Here is a 20177-nt window from a genome sequence, read left to right as displayed (position 1 = left end):
CGCGCGAGCGTCCCCTCGTGGAGCGACAGGGAGGCCTGAGTCCTCCCGGCATGGGCCTCCAGGGCCTCCCTGCGCCCGGCGGGAGCCACGCCAGAGAGGTCCACGCGCTCCAGCGGGAAGCGGCCCACGGCGCCCGCATGCTCCTGGCTCCATCCCCCACCGTTCCGGGAGAAGCGCAGGCGCAGCACATCGTGATGCTGGCTCAGGTGCTGGAGCGCCTGCTCGAGCAACGCCACGTCCCACGGCTCACGCAACGCGAAGAGCAACGCCTGGTTGTAGTGGTGCGGATTCACCCGCTCCAGCTCGAAGAACCAGCGCTGGATGGGCGTGGGCACCACCGGCCCCGTCACCAACGACTGCTCGGCGGTGACTCCGGGCGCCGAGCCGGCCACCGCGGCGAGCCGGGCGATCGTCTTGTGCGAGAAGAGCTGCTTCGCGGTGATGTGGACTCCCGCCTGCGCGGCCCGGGAGATGATCTGGATGGCGAGGATGGAGTCACCGCCCAGCTCGAAGAAGTCATCGTGGATGCCCACGCGCTCGTGCCCGAGCACCTGCGCCCAGGTCTCCGCCAGCGTCCGCTCCACCTCACCGCGGGGGGCGACGAAGGACCGTGCCTGCTCCGCGGGCGTGGCGTCCGGGGCCGGCAGCGCCTTGCGATCCACCTTGCCATTGGGCGAGAGCGGCAGTGCCTCCAGCGCCACGAAGGCCCCGGGGACCATGTGGGCGGGCAGCTCCCGCTCGAGGAAGGCACGCAGGGAGTCCGCGCTTGGCGCCCGCGGCTCGCCCGTCACGTACGCCACCAGCCGCCGGACGCTGGGGGTGTCCTCTCGAACCACCACCACCGCCTCGCGCACCGCCGGGTGCCTGGCCAGCGCCGCTTCCACCTCGCCCAGCTCCACGCGGAAGCCGCGCACCTTCACCTGCGCGTCCCGCCGCCCCAGGAACTCCACGCTCCCGTCCGGCAGGTAGCGAGCCAGGTCCCCCGTCCGGTACAGCCGCTTGCCGGGCGAGTCACTGAAGGGATGAGGAATGAAGCGCTCCGCCGTCAGCTCCGGCCGGCGCAGATAGCCGCGCGCCAGTCCCTCGCCGCCGAGGTACAGCTCGCCCGGAACACCCACCGGCACCGGCTGGAGCGACGCGTCCAGCAAGTACAGCTGCGTGTTGGCGATGGGGCGTCCGATGGGGACCGTCGCCCCCGAGCCAGAGGACGGGCAACGCGCGAAGGTGGCGTCGATGGTGGCCTCGGTGGGGCCGTACAGGTTGACCAGGGTGGCCGAGGGCAGTTGCGCACGCAGCCGGTGCTCCAGCTCGGCGGACAGCGCCTCACCTCCGCAGAAGAGCCAGCGCAGGCTCGTGGCCCGGGACAGCCCCTTCTCCTCCAGCAGCACCCGCAGCAGCGACGGAACGAGCTGGAGCACCGTCACCTGCCCGCGCGTCACCGCCTCCAGCAGCGCGACGCCGTCCCGGTGTGCGTCGGGGGCGGCGATGACCAGCCGTCCGCCGGACATGAGCGGGGCCCAGCACTCCCAGACCGAGGCATCGAAGCTGAGCGGAGTCTTCTGCAGCACCCGATCCGCCGGCCCGAGACCGAACGCGGAGAGAAGCCACGCCATGTGGTTGCCCAGCGCGCGGTGCGTGATGACGGCGCCCTTGGGCTGGCCGGTGGAGCCGGAGGTGTAGATGACGTAGGCCGCGTTGCCGGGGTGGGCGCCCGCGTCCGGCGCGTCCTCGCGCTGACGGGAGAGCTCCGGCCCCTCCGGGTCCAGGCAGAGCACCGGTGTGCCCTTCGGCTCGAGCCGCTCCAACAGGGGCCGCTGGGTGAGCAGCACCGCGGGCGCGGAGTCCTCCAGCATGAAGGCCAGCCGCGCGGGGGGATAGCCGGGATCCAACGGCACGTAGGCACCACCGGCCTTGAGGATGCCGAGCAGCCCCACCGCCATCTCCAGCGAGCGCTCCACGCACAGGCCCACCCGCGTCTCGGGACCCACGCCGCGCTCGCGCAGGGCGTGGGCGAGCTGGTTGGCGCGCCGGTCCAGCTCCCGGTACGTGAGCCGCTGCCCCTCGAACTCCACGGCCACCGCGTCCGGCGTCCGCTCCACCTGAGCCTCGACGAGCTGGTGGATGCAGAGCTCGCGAGGGTAATCGGCCCGCGTGCCGTTCCACTCCACCAGGAGCTGGTGCCGCTCCCGCTCGGAGAGCAGCGGAAGCCCGGCCAGTGGCCGCTCCGGCCAGGTGGCCATGGACTCGAGCAGGTGACGGAGCTGCGCCAGCATCCGATCAACGTGGGCCGTGTCGAAGCGCTCGCGCTCGTGAGCGAGCTCCAGCCGCAGCTCACGCCCCGGCACGGCGGTGAGCGTCAGCGGATGGTGGTCCGCCTCGACGGCGCGCACATCCCGCACCTCCAGCGACGGCAACGACGCGGTGAGCGCCGCGTCCACCGGGTAGTTCTCGAAGACCAGCAGACTCTCGAAGAGCGGGGTGCCCGGTGGGACATCACTCCAGCGCTGCACCTTCACCAGCGGCGAGTGCTCGTGCTGCCGCATCTCCAGCAGCCAGCCCTGGAGCCCCTTCAACCAGGTGACGAGCGGCTCGTCCGCGGGCAGGCGCACGCGCACCGGCAGCGTGTTGATGAAGAGGCCCACCATGCCTTCCACACCGGACAGCTCCGGCGGGCGGCCGGAGACGGTGGTGCCGAAGACGACGTCCTTCGTCCCCGCATGGTGTCCGAGCAGCAACGCCCACGCCCCCTGCACCACGGTGTTGAGCGTGAGCCCCTGCTGGCGAGCGAGCGCATTCAGCGCCTCGGTGGTGGCGGCGGAGAGGTGGATCCTCCGGGAGGCGCGGCCGGACGCCGGCGAACCCTCCAGGCCCGGGAAGCCCCGCCCCAGTGCGGTGGGCTCGGAGAAGCCCGCGAGCGAGCGGCGCCAGAAGCGCTCGGACTCCTCCAGCCCGCGCTCTTGAATCCACTCGATGTAGTCGCTGTAGGGCCGCCCCTGCTCCACGCGCGGCGTGAGGCCCCGGACGAGGCTCTCGTAGAGGACGAAGACCTGCTTGATGAGGAGGGGAACGGACCACCCGTCCAGCAGGATGTGGTGATGGCTGAAGACGAAGCGGTACGCCGCGTCCCCGGTGCGCAACAGCGACAGGCGCAGCAGGGGCGGCGTGCCGAGCTCGACTCCCCGGCGGCGATCCGCCTCCAGCCACGCGGTGAAGCGCGCCTCCTGCTCCGCGGCCGGAGTCGCGCGCCAGTCCTCCTGCTCGAGTGGCGGCTCCACCTCGTTGAGCACCACCTGGAGGGGCTCGTCGACGTCCTCCCAGACGATGGCCGTGCGGAGGATGGGGAACGCCGCCACCGCCCGCCGCCACGCTTCCGTGAACGCCGGGAGATTCAGGGACCCGCGCAGCTCACAGGAGAGCTGGTTGAAGTACAGGCCCGAGCCCTGCTCCTGCAGGACGTGGAAGAGCATCCCCTGCTGCAGCGGGGAGAGCGGGTACAGGTTCTCGATGTTGTCGCTCATTTGGTCTTCTTGCCGAACCGGGCGGAAAGCTTGTCGAGCTGGGACTGCTTCACCTTGGCCATCGGGAAGTCGGAGGGCGTGTGGCCTCCGGCCTCGGGGGACTGGCAGTGCGCGATCAGCTCGCGCAACCGCTCCAGGAAGTCCGCCGCGAGCTTCTCGACGGTCTCCCGGCGGTGAATCGATTCCCCATACGTCCACGTCATCTGGAGGCAACCACCCACCACGGCGCCCATCACGTCGAGCAGGTACGGCCTGCGGGTACGGGGCCCTCGCTGCGGTCCCATGCCCTCGGTCGCGAGCGAGAGCATCCCGTTCCCGCTCAGCGCCCCATCCACCTGTCCGAGGTAGTTGAAGCTCAGCTCGGCGGACGGGAGCCCCGCCAGCCCGGCGTCCCCGTTCAGGTGGCGCAGCAACCCGTAGCCCATGCCCTTGGAGGGTACGGCCCGGAGCGCTTCCTTCACGTCGCGCAGCACCTCACCGGGGCCCACCGTTTCCCGCGCCTCCAGCAGCGCCGGGAAGAACGTGGTGAACCAGCCCACCGTGCGCGAGACGTCCAGGCCCGCGAGCAGCTCCTCGCGCCCGTGGCCCTCCACGTCCACCAGCACCAGCGGGTTGCCGGACCAGCGGCCCACCGTCCTCGCCAGCGCCGTGAGGAGCGCGTCGTTGATCTGCGTGTGGTACGCCTTCGGCACGTCCTGCAACAGCGCGCGGGTCTCCTCGGCGGTGAGGCTCAGGCTCACGCCGCGTGCCGAGCCCTCCAGGTTCTCCCCTCCCGGCGAGTCCACCGGCAGCCGCGTGACACGGCTCCAGGGACGCGCCAGCCACCAGGAGCGCTCGGCGTCCAGCGTGTCCGAGCGTGCATGCTCGGAGAGGCCATGGGCCCAGGCCTGGAAGGAGGTGGTCTTCGGAGGCAGGGCCACCGGAGCGCCCGCCACGAGCCGCTGGTACGTGCCCAGCAGATCCTCCAGGAGGATGCGCCAGGAGACGCCATCCACCACCAGGTGGTGCAGCACGAGCAACAGGCGCCCGGGCTGCCCCGCCCCGAGGTCGAACAGCACGGCCCGGAGCAGCGGCCCCTCCTCCAACCGGAGCGAGCCCTGCGCCTCCGTGGCCCGCCGCTCCAGCTCCGCGGTCCGAGCCTCGGGAGCCACGCCGGACAGGTCCACGCGCTCCAGCCGCACGGGCTCGCCCGGGGGCGCGCTCACCTGCCTCCAACCCGTCTCCGTGCGAGCGAAACGCAGCCGCAGCGCGTCGTGGTGCTCCACCACGAGCCCCAGCGTGCGCTCCAGCAGCGCCACGTCCAGGGCCGTGCGCACCTCCAGGAAGAGCGACATGTTCCAGTGGTGGGGCTCCGCCGGGGACTGCGCGAAGAACCAGCGCTGGATGGGGCTCAGCGCCACCGGGCCCGTCACCGGTCCCTGCTCGGCCTGCACGGCGAGCCGCGTGTTCGCCACCGCCGCGAGCCGGGCCACCGTGGGGTTCTGGAACACCTGGCGCGGCGACAGCTCGATGCCGGCCCGGCCCGCCCGGGTGACGATCTGGATGCTGAGGATGGAGTCCCCGCCCAGCTCGAAGAAGTTGTCGTCCACCCCCACGCGCTCCACGCCGAGCACCTCGCACCAGATGCGCGCGAGCTGCGTCTCCAGCTCGTTGCGCGGTGCCACGTACGCGGCGCTTCGCACGGCCGTCTGGAGCTCCGGGGCCGGCAGGGCGCCCAGGTCCACCTTGCCGTTGCGCGTGCGAGGCAGGGCCTCCCGCTCCACGAAGGCGGAGGGCACCATGTACTCGGGGAGCCGCTCGCGCAGGAAGGCGCGCAGCGCGTCCGGTGCCGGGCCCGGGCGCTGGTGCGGCACGACGTAGCCGACGAGCTTCCTGCCACCCCGGCCGTCCTCGCGCGCGGCCACCGCCACCTCGCGCAGCCCGGAGTGGGCGGCGAGCGCCGCTTCCACCTCGCCCGTCTCGATGCGGAAGCCCCGCACCTTCACCTGTCCGTCCTCGCGTCCGAGGAACTCGAGAACCCCGTCCTTCCGCCAGCGCACGCGATCGCCCGTGCGGTACAGCCGCGCGCCGGGGGCCGTGTCGAACGGATCCGCCACGAAGCGCTCGGAGGTGAGCTCGGGCCGGTGGAGATAGCCGCGCGCCACGCCCGCGCCGCCGACGTACAGCTCGCCCGGCACGCCCACGGGCACGGGCTGGAGGCGCTCGTCGAGCACGTACACCCGGGCACCGGGAATGGCACGGCCGATGGGCACGGGGCCCGGATCCGATGGATCCACCTTGTGAACGGTGCTCCAGATGGTGGCCTCGGTGGGGCCGTACTCGTTGAAGAGGGCCGTGCCGGGCAGGGCCTCATGATGAGCGCGGACCAGCTCGCGCGGGCAGGCCTCACCGCCGACGGTCACGGCCCGCAGCTTGGAGAGCCCACCGGCCGGAGCCGCCGCGAGGATCTGCGCGTACAGCACCGGCACGCCAATGAGGTGCGTGACGCCGTGCCGCGCGAGCGAAGCGGCCAGCTCCCTCGGATCATCCATCACGCCGGAGTCCGGGAAGCGCAGCGTGCCGCCGTGGAGCAGCGTCCAGAACAGGCCGGCGAGCGAGGCATCGAAGGTGAACGGCGACAGCGGGACACAGACGCCCGGAGTCCCGTACACCTCGAAGCGGGCCCGGGTGGCGTGCGCGAGCTGGCGGTGCTCCACCACCACGCCCTTGGGCTTGCCCGTGGAACCAGAGGTGAAGAGCACGTAGGCCGCGTGATGAGGCTCGGGACGCGACGTGGGAGGCGCGGAGGACTCGGACGCCGCGGACTCCACGGCGAGCACGGTCCTTCCCTCTCCCGCGAACCGGCCCGTCATGGCCTCCCGCGTAAGCACCACGCGAGCCCCCGCGTCCCCGAGTACGAGCCGCAACCGCTCCGGCGGGCTCGACAGGTCCAACGGGAGCCAGGCGCCTCCGGCCGCGAGCGTGCCCAGGATGGAGGACACGACATCCGTGGGGCGCTCCATCGCCAGGGCCACCACGCGCTCGGGGCCCACGCCCTGCCGCCTCAGCAACGAGGCGATGCGCCAGGCCCGCGCCGCCAGCTCACGGTACGAGAGCACCTCTCCGGCATCGGCCACGGCGGGCGCGTCCGGAGTCCGGGCCACCTGGGCCTCGAACAGCTCGAGCACCGTGGCGGAGGACGCGGGCGCCCGAGGCGGATTCCACTCCACCAGGAGCTGACGGCGCTCCACCTCGGACAGGAGCGTCAGCGCGGAGAGCCGCTGCTCCGGAGCCACGGCGATGCCCTCGAGCAGGCGCACGAAGTGGCCACCCAGGCGGGCGATGGTCTCCGCGTCGAAGAGATCGGTGTTGTACTCGAGGCCGCCCCACAGACCGTCGGACGTCTCGCGCAGCTCCAGCGCGAGATCCAACTTGGCGGCGCCCACGTGGAGGTCCATGCCGCTCAGCGTGAGGCCCGCGAGCCGTACAGTGGGCATGGGGACGTTGTGGAGCACCAACAGCGTCTGGAAGATGGGTGAGTGGCCCAGGTCGCGCGAGACGTGCAGCGCGTCGACCAGCTTCTCGAAGGGGACCTCCTGGTGGGCGAAGCCTTCCAGGGCGGTGCGGCGGACGCGGCCGAGCAGCTCCACGAAGGACGGATCCCCGGAGAGATCGGCGCGCAGGGGCAGCGAGTTGATGAAACAGCCCACGAGGGGCTCGAGCTCGGGACGGCTGCGGCCCGCCACGGCGGTGCCCACCGCGAAGTCCTCCTGGCCGCTGTAACGGGACAGGAGCAGCTGGTAGGAGGCCATGAGCACCATGAAGGGCGTGGCGCCCTCGCGCTTCGCGAGCGCCCCCAGGGCATCGGCCACGCTCCGAGGCACGGTGAAGCGGTGCTGCGCGCCCCGGTAGGACTGCACCGCGGGACGAGGCCTGTCGGTGGAGAGCCGCAGCACCGGCACATCGGCCAGCGTCTGCTTCCACCAGGACAGCTCCTTCTCCAACGTGGGACCGCGCAACCACTCGTGCTGCCACGCGGCGTAATCCACGTACTGCACGGGCAGCTCCGGTAGCGGCGAAGCGGCCCCCGAGACGAAGGCGGCGTACAGGACCGCCAGCTCCTTCATCATCACGCCCGCGGACCAGCCATCGGAGACGATGTGGTGCGGGGTGACGAGCAGCACGTGCTCGGCCTCCTCGACACGCAGCAGCGCCGCGCGAATCAGCGGACCGGCGGCGAGCTCGAAGGGCCGCCGGGCCTCTTCACGGGCCCACTGGACGATCGCCGCGTCACGGTCTCCCTCGGCCTCCAGCCGCACCACCGGCAGGGGCACGGACAGGGCGCTGGCGATGCGCTGCACGGGGCCGGAGTCCTCCAGGGAGAAGGTGGTCCGGAGCGCCTCGTGACGGCGGACCACCTCGTTGAGGGCGCGCTCCAGCGCGGCGGCATTCAAGGGCCCGCTGAGACGCAGCGCGGACGGGTTGTTGTAGGCCACGTTCCCCGGCTCGAGCTGATCCAGGTACCACAGCCGCTGCTGGGAGAAGCTGAGGGGCAGCGGCCGATCGCGCGGCACGCGGGCGATGGCGGGTGGGCCCTCGGGACGGGCCACCTCCGGGCGCGGAGCCTGGACGGGCGAGGGAGCTGGACGGCGGACCGCCGGAACACCCCCGGCGAGCAGCTCCACGGAGCCATCGGCCCTGCGCCGGGCGCGCTGACCCGTGGGCAGCAGCCGTGCTCCCGCCTCCAGGGGTGGCTCCTTCCAGAAGCCCCTCGGAACCCCGTCGCCCGCGATGGCGAGCACGCCGGAGACACCCACGGGAACGGGCCGTCCCCGGGAGTCCAGCACGTGAACCCTCATGTGAGCGGGAGGCACGAAGACAGCGGTGCCCTTGTCCTCCGCGCGCACCGGCAGCCAGGCCGCCGGCCCGAACGCCTCCTCGCGGCGCAGCACCTCCACGCCGGCCACGCGTGCGAGCGAGGCGGCCAGCTCCGGAGCCGCGCCCTCGACGAACAGCCGGCGCACGGAGCGGAGCTCCTCGGAGACTCGCGGGAGCGCGGCGAGCGCGCGGGCCAGCGAGGGCGTGCAGTGCAGGTGCGTGGCACCCGTCTCGCGCACCAGCGCGAGCACCGGCTCCACCTCCGCGCCGCTCTCCACCGCCACGGACGGCACGGCCCCCGTCCCCTCCGGCTGCGAGCGCCGCCGCAGGGTGTCCAGGTGCTGGAGGCTGGTCATCGTCTCCTCCACGCTGGTGCCGAAATCCACCAGACAGGCCACCTCGTCCACGTCCAGCCGCCGCACGCGCTCGATCATGGCCTCACTGGACTCGGGCGTCCCGAAGAGCCCGCCGTCCTCCAGGTGGCGCTCGAAACCGTGCTCCAGCATCGCCTCCAGATCCCGGGGCGAGAGGCTCCGCGGGTCCACCTGGAGGCCCTGGCTGGCGATGAAGCCACTGGAGATGTCCACCGAGCTGCGGAAGTAGCGCATCAGCGGCTCGCGCACGGTGCGGCGCACCTCGGACACATTCGTTCCGAGGAAGGCGTGCATCATCAGGCTCACGTGGCCCCGGCCCGGATGGCCATGCCGCCGCCACGTCTCGCGGTAGAGCGCCACCTTCTCGGCCAGGGAGTCGAGCTGCTGGCCCATCAGGTTGGTGAGCACATGGGCGCCCAGCTCGCCCGCGAGCCGGAAGGTCTCCGGGCTTCCGGCGGCCGTGAGCCAGAAGGGCAGCTCCGCCTGCACCGGCCTCGGGCGGATGGCGATCTCCACCTCCTGGCCATCACCGTTGCGGCGGCGCACCGTCCCGCCCCGCCACAGGTGCCGCACCGTCTCGATGCCACGGTGCATGATCTCCTTGCGGCGCGCGTAGTGGTCCGGGGCGAAGACGAAGTCATTGGCGTGCCAGCCCGAGGCGAACGACACCCCCACCCGGCCTCCGGAGAGGTTGTCGATCATCGACCACTCCTCCGCGACCTGGAGGGGATCGTGCAGGGGGAGCACCACGCTGCCGGCGCGGATGCCCACGTGCTCGGTGAGGGTGGCGATGCCCGCGCCGGTGATGGCGGGGCTCGGGTAGAGGCCGCCGAAGGAGTGGAAGTGACGCTCGGGCGTCCAGATGGCGGAGAAGCCGTGCGAGTCGGCGAAGCGCGCTCCGTCCAGCAGGAGCTGGTACTTGCGCCGGCCAAGCGCGTCCTCGTCATTGGCGAAGTACGAGAGGCTGAAGGCCAGCGGGCGGCGGGGCGCGGAGTCGCGGCCCACCACGAACCGGGCGCTCGCGGGCTCACGCGGCAGGACGACGCGCAGACCCCGGCACAGGGCCCACAACACTTCCAGTCCGCTCCCCTGCCCCGCGGCCTCCTCGGCCCACAACCATGCGCCTCCGGAAGCACCCGCGTGCCCCTGGTCGAGCGCGTGGAACAGGTGGGCCACCGTCCGGGGCGTGTGGATGGCCCGCCGTGGCGTGGCCTCGGAGGCGCCCAGCGCCTCGAGGCACACCATGGCCTCGGCACCGGCCGGAGCGGCGCGGTGCTCCAGCGCGGGCACCGCCTCCAGCGGCGCGTCCACTTGTAACACCCGCGACGACTCCAGCGGGACGCTGGTGCGCAACCGCGAGTCCGTGAGCAACACCGGCACCGGTGAGCCCTCGGGAGCGAGCGAGGCCAGCTCCCGCAGCCGCGACGGCGGCACGAGCACCCAGGCCCCACCGGCCTCCAGCACGGCCCACTGCGCCACGAGGCGCTCGGGAGACGGCTCCAAACACACGGCCACGAGCTGCTCCGGCCCCACGCCCCTTCGCACCAGTGCTCCGGCCAGACGCCGGGCCCGCTCGCGCAGCTCGCCCCAGGAGAGGCTCCGCGCCCCGGCGAGCACGGCCGGTGCCTCCAGGGCCCGCGAGGCCTGGGACTCCAACAGCGACGCAATCGAGGCGCTCTCCCCACGCGGAGCCAGGGCCACGAGGGACTCCCGCTGACTCCGCTCCTCGCGCGTCTCCAGGGACAGCTCGGACAGGCGCAGCTCGGGCTCCGCCACGGCCGATTCGAGGAGCGCCTCGAAGTGGCCGATCATCCGCTCGATGGTGGCCGCATCGAAGAGCTCGGTGGCGTACTCCATGTCACCGGAGAAACCGTGCTCGGTCTCGCCCAGGGCGATGCAGTGGCTGGAGAGCATGGAGCCGAACTGCGTGGGCGCCTCCACCGGCACGTGCTCCATCCGGAGGCCGGGCAGCTCCAGGTGCGAGCCGAAGCCGGCGTGGTGCACGATGAGGAGCGCGTCGAACAGCCGGGAGGTGCCCGGATCCTTCCTGGGCTCCAGCTCGCGCACGAGGTGCTCATAGGGGACGTCCGGGTTCGCGTGGGCGCCGAGCGTCGTGTCGCGCACGCGGCCGAGCAGCTCGCGGAAGGAGGGATCGCCCGAGAGGTCGGTGCGCAGCGGGACGGCGTGGGCCACGTAGCCGATCAGCGGCTCCAGCTCGCCGCGGGAGCGATTGCCGATGGGCGTGCCCACGACGATGTCCTCCTGGCCGGCGTAGCGGGCCAGCAGCGCCTTGTAGCCGGCGAGGAGGATCATGAAGGAGGTGACGCCCTCCCGCTGGCCGAGCGCCAGGATGGCGTCGGAGAGCCGGCGGGACAGGCCGAAGAAGCGGCGGGCGCTGCGCTGCGGGCGCGAGGCCCCGCGCGGACGATCCGTGGGAAGCGCCAGCGGGCCGGGAGGAGCAGCCATGCGCTCGCGCCAATAGGACACCTGGGACGAGAAGGCGCCCGACTCCAGCGCGCGCCGCTGCCAGGCCGCGAAGTCCAGGTACTGCACGGACAGCGCGGGGATCGGCGAGGGGCGGCCCTGGAGGAAGGCCTCGTAGTTCACCGCCAGTTCGCGGGCGATCGCCACCATGGACAGCGTGTCCGAGATGACGTGGTGCACGGTGACGAACAGCAGGTGCGAGTCCGGAGCGATGCGCACCAGCGAGGCGCGGAGGACCGGCCCCTGCTCCAGGGAGAAGGGCCGCTCCATGTCCGCCAGGGCAAGCCGCGAGGCCTCCGCCTCACGCTCCTCGCTTGAGCCCTCCAGGACGATGACCTGGAGCGGCGTCTTCATCTCGGAGTGCACACGAGGCACGAACCGGCCGTCCACGAACGCGTAGGTGACGCGGAGGACCTCGTGGCGGCGGACGATCTCCGCGACACTCCGCTCCAGCACGCCCACGTCCAGCGACCCCGTCAACCGGAGGGCCACGGACATGAGGAGCGCCGGGTTGCCGGGCGTGAAGCGCTCCAGCGCGCACACACGCTCCTGCACGAAGGACAGCGGCAGCTCGCCGCCGCGCGCCACGGGCACGAGCGGGGGCAGCGGAACACCGGTCCCCGAGCCATCCACCTCCTTCAGGCGGGCCTCGATGCGCCCGGCGACGCCCGCCACGGTGGGGGCCTCGAAGAGGTCGCTCAGGGGGATCTGCACCGGGAAGGACTCGCGCAGGCGAGTGAGCATCTGCGCCGCCATCAGCGAGTTGCCGCCCAGCTCCAGGAAGTTGTCGTGGATGCCGAAGTCCTCGACACCGAGCCGCTCGCGCCAGATGGCCATCACCTGCCGCTCGACATCGGTGCGAGGGACCTCCTTGCCAGCTGGAGCCGCCACGGGAGCCTTGGCCGGAGCGGGAGCCGCGACAGGCGCGCTGACCGGAACCGGAGCCGGAGCCACGTCCGTCTCCATCCAGCGGGGCTCGAGCCGGAAGGGCTGGCGCTCGAAGGGGTACGAGGGCAGGGACAGCCGCTGGCGCTGCTCATGGGCGTAGAAGCGCTCCCAGCGCACCTCCAGCCCGGCCTGCCAGAGCGAGCCCACCGCCTCCAGCAGCGTGCCGTGATCGGACGTGGAGACACCCACGCGAGGCAGCGAGGGGATCACCCGCACCGGCTCCGAGCCCCGCAGGTGCATGCGGGCCAGCGTGGTGAGTGCCTGATCGGGCCCCACCTCCAGGAAGACGGCACACCCGTCCTGCTGGAGCACGTCCAGACCCGCGGCGAAGCGCACGGGCTGGCGCATCTGCCGGGCCCAGTAGGACGGATCCGTGGCCTCCTCGGGGCGGATCCACGTGCCGGTGAGGCTGGAGACATAGGGCCGCTGGGGCGCGGACAGCCGCAGTCCCGCGACGGTGCGCTGGAGCTCCTCGCGCAGGGGCTCCACCGCCGCCGAGTGGAAGGCCTGCCGCGCGGGCAGCCGCAGTGAGCCCACCCCACGGCGCGCGAGCTCCTGCTCCAGCCGCTCCACCTCGTCCACGGGGCCGGAGACGACACAGCGGCTGGCACCATTGATCGACGCGAGCGACAGCGCCCCGGTGAGCAGGGGCTGGAGCTCGGCCTCGGAGCAGCCCGCGGCGGTCATGGCCCCGGGAGGCATGCGCGCCATCAACTGGCCTCGCACCACGGCGAGCGCCAGCGCATCCTCCAACGTCAGCACGCCAGCGAGGCACGCGGCCACGTACTCGCCGTAGCTGTGGCCGAACAGGGCATGCGGCTCCACGCCCCAGTCCATCCACAGCCGGGCGAGCGCGTACTCCACGGTGAAGAGCAGGGGCAGCGCGTAGCGCGGATCCGCGAGCGCCTCACGGGCCTCGGCCTCCTGCGCGGGAGCCGGGTACAGCAGCGGGAGCAGGGGCCTGCCCAGGCGTGGGGTGAGCAGCGCGAGGCAGGCGTCCACGTGCTCGCGGAAGCCGGGCTCGGCGGCGTACAGCTCGCGCGCCATGCCCACGGACTGCGCGCCCTGTCCGGGGAAGAGGAAGGCCACCCGCTGCTCGCGGGCCGCCTCCAGGCTGGCGATTGCCTGGGCCTCGGGAGGCGCCTTCAACCGGGCGAGCAGCGAGGGCACATCCGCCGCGACGAGCGTTCGCCGGTGCTCGAAGGCCTTGCGTCCCACGTTCCGGGTGAAGGCGAGGTCGGCCAGGTCCACGTCCGGCCGGGCCTCCAGGTGAGCGGCGAGCTCATGCGTCATGGCCTCCAGGGCGGTGGAGGTGCGCGCGGAGAGCGTGACGAGCTGGCGGGGCCGGGCGCTGGGGCGGCTGGCGGTGAGGGGGGCCTCGCCGAGGATGGCGTGCGCGTTGGTGCCGCCAATTCCGAAGGAGCTGACGCCCGCGAGCCGGGGCTTCTCGCCGCGAGCCCAGGGCCGGCGCTGGGAGGCGACGAAGAAGGGGCTGCCGGCGAAGTCGATGGCCGGGTTGGGGCGCTCGAAGTGGAGGCTGGGGGGAATCTCCTCGTGGTGGAGCGCCAGGGTGGCCTTGATCAGGCCGGCGATGCCCGCCGCGGTGTCCAGGTGGCCGATGTTGGTCTTCACCGAGCCGAGCGCGCAGTAGCCTCGTTCGTCCGTGTCGCGGCGGAAGGCTCGCGTGAGCGCGGACACCTCGATCGGATCTCCGAGTGGCGTGCCGGTGCCGTGGGCCTCCACGTAGTCCAGGTCCCCTGCCCCGACGCCCGCGTAGGCGAGCGCCTCGGAGATGGCCTCCGCCTGGCCCTCGACGCTGGGCGCGGTGTAGCCCACCTTCTGGTGGCCGTCGTTGTTGATGGCCGAGCCCTTGATGACGGCATAGACGTGATCGCCGTCGCGCAGCGCATCCGCGAGCGGCTTGAGGACGACCACGCCCACGCCATTGCCACTGACGGTGCCCCGGGCGCGCGCGTCGAAGGCGCGGCAGTGCCCGTCGGGCGAGAAGATCATCCCGTCCTGGTAGAGGTAGCCGGTGCGCTGCGGGAGCGAGATGCGAACCGCGCCGGCCAGGGCGATGTCGGACTGGCGCAGCAGGAGGCTCTGGCAGGCCATGTGGACGGCGACGAGGCCCGTGGAGCACGCGGTGTAGAGGGCCAGGCTCTCGCCGCGCAGCCGGAGCTTGAAGGACGTCTTGGTGGCGGCGTTCTCCGCGTTGGTGGTACCGAGCGCCTCGAAGAGGGAGGCCGGATCCTTCTTCACATGGCCCAGCAGGGAGAGCACATGGCCGGACTGGCCGGCGCCCGCGTAGAGGGAGATCTTCCCGGGGAAGCGCTCCGGGTCATACGCCGCGTCCTCGAGCGCGGCCCAGGCGCACTCCAGGAACACGCGCTGCTGGGGATCCATCCACAGCGCCTCACGGGGGGCGATGTCGAAGAAGCCGTGATCGAAGAGCTCCGCGCCCTCGAGCACGCCCCCCGCGCGCACGAAATCCGGATGAGCGCGCAGCGCCTCGGGGACGAGCGGAGACGGCTCCAGTTGCTCCGGCTGGAAGCGGGAGATGGACTCGACGCCCTCCCGCAGGTTCCACCAGAAGGAGTGGAGGTCGGCGGCGCCGGGGAAGCGCCCCGCCATTCCGATGATCGCGATGTCGTTGCCGGTACCCTCGTCCAACATCTCCTGCTCAGCCATTGCCACGATTTCCTCGGGGGTTGCGGCGCTGGAGGACCTGCCGGCGCGCCTCCGCGCGATCCTGATGATGGGTGCCGCGGGTCTCGGTGCTCACGGCCTGCTCCAGCCGCCGGGCGAGCCCGTGGACCGTGGGGTGCTCGAAAAGGTGGACGATGGGCACATCGCGCCGCAGCTCCTCGCGCAGCAGGGCGCAGGCCCTGACGACGGTGAGCGAGCTGCCGCCGAGCTCATCGAAGAAATGATCATGCAGGCCCACGGCCTCGCGCCCGAGCGCCTGGGCCCAGCAGCGCGCGATGGACACCTCGAGCGGGCTGCGGGGCGGGACGAAGGAAGCGGAGCGCGCGGGTGGCTCGGGAGGAGGAAGGGACCGCCCGTCCACCTTGCCACTGGGGGACAGGGGCAGGGCCTCCAGGAAGACGAAGGCCGAGGGCACCAGGGACTCGGGCAACCGCTGGCGCAGGAGCGCGCGCAGCTCCCGGGTCTCGCGGGGAGTGGACTCCCCGGGCACCACGTAGCCCACCAGCCGGGCCTCGCCCGAGGGGCCCTTCCACGCCTTCACGTGCGCCTGCTTCGCGCCACCCACCTCGCGCAGCGCGGCCTCCACCTCACCCGGCTCCACGCGGACGCCGTTCACCTTCACCTGTGCATCCGCGCGGCCCACGTAGTCGAGCCGCCCGTCCGCCCTCCACCGGACCACGTCTCCCGTCCGGAAGAGCCGCTCACCGCCCTCGCGGCCAAAGGGGTTGGGCACGAAGCGCTCGGCGGTGAGATCCGGCCGCCCCACGTAGCCCCGCGCCACGCCGGGGCCGCCCAGGAACAGCTCTCCCGCCACGCCCTGGGGAACGGGCCGCAGCGCTCCGTCCAGCACATACGCCTCCACGTTGCCCGCTGGCCCGCCGATGGAAGGCCGGCCCTCCCCGGGCACGCACTCGCCCCACGAGGCGGCCACCGACACCTCCGTGGGCCCGTACCCGTTGAAGAAGCGCCGTCCCCTTCCCCACTTCTCCACCAACGCGGGGGGGCAGGCCTCGCCCACGGACATCACCACCCGCAGGTGCTCCAGTCCCTCGTCCGGCAGCAGCGCCAGCACGGACGGAGGCATCGTCACCATCGTCACCCTGCCCTCCACCAGCACCCGCCGCAGCTCCTCGCCCAGGGGCACCCGTCCCCCCTCGGGCACGTACAGCGTCCCGCCCATCGACAGCGTCACCATGTACTCCCAGACGGAGGAGTCGAAGCCCAGCGACGCGAGCTGCAGTACCCGGCCGCCCGCCTCCAACCCCAACACCCGCACCCGCGCGTTCGCCAGATCGCACAGTCCCTCGTGCGTCACCTCGACGCCCTTGGGCCGCCCCGTGCTGCCCGAGGTGTAGAGGACGTAGGCCGCGTTGCCGGCCCGCACGCCGCTCTCCAGCGGAAGCGATGCCTCCTCCTCTGGCTCCTCCAGCCGCACCACCCGCGTGCCCTCGGGCGGAGTGCACCGGTCCTCCAGCTCGCGCCGCGTCACCACCGCGCGCACGCCCGCGTCCCGCGCCATCCACTCGAGCCGCTCCCGGGGCTGCACCGCCTCCAGCGGCACGTACACGCCCCCCGCCTTCTGCACTCCCCAGAAGGCCACCACCGCCTCCACGCTCTTCTCCAGCAGCACGCCCACCCGCACTTCCGGGCCCACGCCCTCGCGCCGCAGCCGGGCGCCGAGCCGCCTCGCCCGCGCCTCCAGCTCCCGGTAGCTCAGCCGCTGTCCATCCCCCTCCACCGCCACCGCCTCTGGCGTGCGCGCCACCTGGGCGTCCAGCAGCTGCGCCAACCCCTCCACGGGCGCGTCCACGCGTGGCCCCCGGCTCCACACCTCCATCACCCGGGCCCGCTCCTCTCCACCCAGCAGCTCCACCTCCTCCACCCGCCGCCCGGGCGCCTCCACCAGCTCCGCCAGCAGCGACACGAAGTGCCGCGCCATGCGCTCGGCCGTGGCGGCCTCGAAGAGGTCCGTGCAGTACTCCAGCGAGCCACCCAACCCGCTCTCCGTCTCGGCCATCATCAGGGTGAGATCGAACGCCGAGCCCCGGCGTGTGAGCGGCAGGGACTCGATCTCCAGGGCCCCCAGGCGCAGGCGCGTGTCCGGCTCGCCCAGCGCGAACGAGGCCAGGGAGGTGCCCTCTCCGGGCAGGTGACCGCGCTGCAGGACGAACATGGCCTGGAAGACGGGCGAGTGACCCGGCTCGCGCGAGGGCTGGAGCTCCTCCACCAACCGGGGGAAGGGCATGTCCTGGTGCTCCAGCGCCTCGAGCACCGTGCCGCGGACCTGGGAGACGAGCGCCCGGAAGGTGGTGCCCGGGGGAATGCTGGCGCGCAGGGCCACGGGGTTGACGAGGTAGCCCACGAGCCGGGTCAGCTCCGGCCGGGTGCGGCCCGCGGTGGGCGCGCCCACGATGAGCTCGTCCTGACCGGAGTAGCGGCGCAGGAAGGCGAAGAACGCGGCGAGCAGCACCATGTACGGCGTGGCCCCGCTCTCCCGGGCGAGCGCGTTCACGCGCCGGGTGAGTTCCGGCCCCACGAGGAACGGGAGCGTGTCACCGCGGAAGGACTGGATCCGGGGCCGGGGGCGATCCGTGGGCAGCGACAACAGGGGCAGCTCGCCGCCGAGCCGCTGCTTCCAGAAGGAGCGCAACACGTCGCCCCTGGGACCCGCGAGCCGCGTCGAGAGCGCACGCGTGGCCTCGACAGGGCCCGGAGACAGCGCCGGCAGCACGCCCGCGAGGCCGCCCGTCTCCGCGGTGTAGAGCGCGCCCAGCTCCTCCACCATGATGCCCAGGGACCAGAAGTCGGTGATGAGGTGGTGGAGCGAGAGCAGCAGCAGGTGCTCGTCCGGTCCCCGGGTGAGGAGCAGGACGCGCATGAGCGGGCCGCGATCCAGGTCGAAGGGCCGGTGGGCGTCGGCGTCGAGCCGCGTCCGCAGCTGGGCCTCGCTCCAGCCGGAGGCGTCCTCCACGTGCACCAGGGGGCCCGAGGGCTCCAGGAAGCGCGCGACGGGAGCGCCGTTCTCCTCGGGGAACACCGCGCGCAGCGACGGGTGCCGCGCCACGAGCGACAGGAACGCCCGCTCCAACGCCGCCACATCGAGATGCGAGCGGATCCGCGCCGCGCGGACCACGTGGTACGCGGTGCTCTCGGGTGCCATGCGCTGCAGGAACCACAGCGCCCGCTGGCCCTCGGAGAGGGACGGAGCCGATTCGAGGGCCTGGGGCGCGAGTGGAGCCTCGGCCTCGGGCGTGGGGCGGGCCACGAGGCTCTCGGCCAGCTCCCGCACACTGGGCCCGCGCAGGAGGCTGGTGACGGGCAGGGACACGCCGAACGTCAGCTCGAGCGACCCACGCACCTCCATGGCGCGCAGCGAGTCGAGCCCATACCGCGTGAGGGGCTCATCCAGCCGCAGCTCGCCGGCGGGAATCCGCAGCTCCCGCGACAAGCGGGCGGAGAGCCAGGGAAGCAGCGCCTCCACTCCCGCGGACAAAGGCGGCGCGGACTCATCCGCCGCATCCCCGAGCGTCGCCGCCACACGAGTCCCATCCGTCCCCTCGCGCCAGGAGCCCACGGCCTCCAGGGAGCCATGGAGGAACGCTGTGCGGCAGGCATGGCGTTGGATCTTCCCGCTCGACGTCTTGGGGATGCTCCCGGGCACGAGCAGCACCACGGCATGCACGCCGAGCTCATGCTCCTCGGCCACCGCCTGGCGGATGCGGGCGATGACCTCACGGGTGCGGGTCTCCAGGTCACCACCGGAGCGATCAGCGAACTCCTGGACGACGACCAGCCGCTCCTCGCCTCCGGAGTCCACGGAGAATGCGGCGCCGCAGCCGGGCCGCAGCCCCGGGTCGCATCGCTCCACGGTGAGCTCGAGGTCCTGCGGGTAGTGGTTGCGCCCGCGGATGATGAGGAGGTCCTTGCGCCTTCCCGTGACGAACAGCTCGTCACCGTCGAGCAGGCCGAGGTCCCCGGTGCGCAGGTACGGCCCTTCCCCGGAGCCCGCGAGGCGGGCCTGGAAGGTGCGAGCGGTGTCGTCGGAGCGCTCCCAGTAGCCCCGGGCCACGCTGGGGCCACGGACCCAGATCTCCCCGACTCGACCGGGGGCGCACGGCTCGCACGTCTCGGGATCGACGATGCGCACCGTCTGCTCTCCGAGGGAGCCACCGCAGCCCACCATGGACACGCCCTGGCGCCCGGTGTGCTCGAGGTGGCGCACCACGGGCGGCGCGGCCTTGCGCCCACCGCTGACGATGAGCGTGCCCTCGGCGAGCCCGTAGCAGGGATAGAAGGCCTCGCGCCGGAAGCCCGCGGGAGCGAACGCCTCGGCGAACCGGTCCAGCGTCTCCGGGCGGATGGGCTCGGCGCCGCAGAAGGCCACTTCCCAGCCGCGCAGATCCAACGCGGCGCGTTGCTCGGGGGTCGTCTTCCGGATGCACAGCTCGTAGGCGAAGTTGGGACCGCCGCTGACGGTACCGCCGTGCCGGGAGATGGCCTCCAGCCAGTTGAGGGGGCGCTGGAGGAAGAAGAGCGGCGACATCAGGACGGTGGGGATGTCGCGGTAGAGGGGCTGGAGGATGCCGCCGATGAGCCCCATGTCGTGGTACGGCGGCAGCCAGATGACACCCACGGGCCGGGGCGAGGCGTCGAAGCCGAGCGCGATGAGCCCCGAGTTGTGCAGCAGGTTGCGGTGGCTGAGCATCACGCCCTTAGGCGTGCCGGTGGAGCCGGAGGTGTACTGGAGGAAGGCCAGGTCGTCGGAGGACAGCCGGGGAGCGGCCCACGCGCCGGCGGCGCCGGGCTCGAGCGCATCGGTGGCCAGCCAGCGCAGCGCGCGGAGCCCGGGAGCGTCCTCGGTGACGAAGCCGACCATGTCGAGCAGCGCGGAGGTGGTGAGCGCGGCGGTGGCCTGACAATCGGCCACCAGGGCCTGGAGCCTGGGCAAGGTGCGGGCGAGGCGGGAGGGATCGGGCGGATACGCGGGGACGGCGATGACACCGGCGTAGAGGCACCCGAGGAAGCCCAGCACGTACTCGCGGCCCGGCGGGTAGAGCAGCAGCGCCCGATCACCGGGAGCGAGGTGCTGACGCAGCGTGGCGGCGACGGCGCGGGCGCCCTCGTCCAGCTCGCGGTAGGTGACGGAGATCTCCCCCGCCTCGTCGAGGAAGGTGAAGACCCGGGCGTCGGGCTGGAGGAGGGCCCGCTCGCGGAGCACGTCCACGAAGGTAGTGCCCTCGGGCATGGAGACGGCACGCGCAGGATTCTCTCGCGACAACAGCGGCAT

At 72.6% G+C, this 20177-nt stretch carries 3 protein-coding genes (1 of these 3 only partly in view); all 3 read right to left on the bottom strand.

Features of this window, described 5'->3' with window-relative positions; translation table 11 throughout:
- Tightly spaced (each overlapping or abutting the next), the 3 genes in view from BO221_RS25520 to BO221_RS25510 form a layout consistent with a single transcriptional unit that may run on beyond the window.
- A protein-coding gene (locus BO221_RS25520) for a non-ribosomal peptide synthase/polyketide synthase (protein WP_073563094.1) crosses the window boundary here: on the bottom strand, positions 1 to 3518 show its start. It extends 16504 nt beyond the left edge of the window; only the first 3518 of its 20022 coding nucleotides appear in the window; the start codon lies at positions 3516 to 3518; the stop codon falls past the left edge of the window.
- Entirely contained in the window at positions 3515 to 14872 is an 11358-nt protein-coding gene (locus BO221_RS25515) for a hybrid non-ribosomal peptide synthetase/type I polyketide synthase (RefSeq protein WP_073563093.1), read from the bottom strand. The genes BO221_RS25520 and BO221_RS25515 overlap by 4 nt, the downstream gene beginning before the upstream one ends.
- The gene (locus BO221_RS25510) at positions 14865 to 20177 is read right to left on the bottom strand and encodes a non-ribosomal peptide synthetase (protein WP_073563092.1); all 5313 of its coding nucleotides are present in this window, start codon (positions 20175 to 20177) and stop codon (positions 14865 to 14867) included. The genes BO221_RS25515 and BO221_RS25510 overlap by 8 nt, the downstream gene beginning before the upstream one ends.

Source organism: Archangium sp. Cb G35, assembly GCF_001896145.1.
GTDB classification, from domain to species: domain Bacteria; phylum Myxococcota; class Myxococcia; order Myxococcales; family Myxococcaceae; genus Archangium; species Archangium violaceum.
This window is presented reverse-complemented; position numbering and strand designations above follow the sequence as displayed.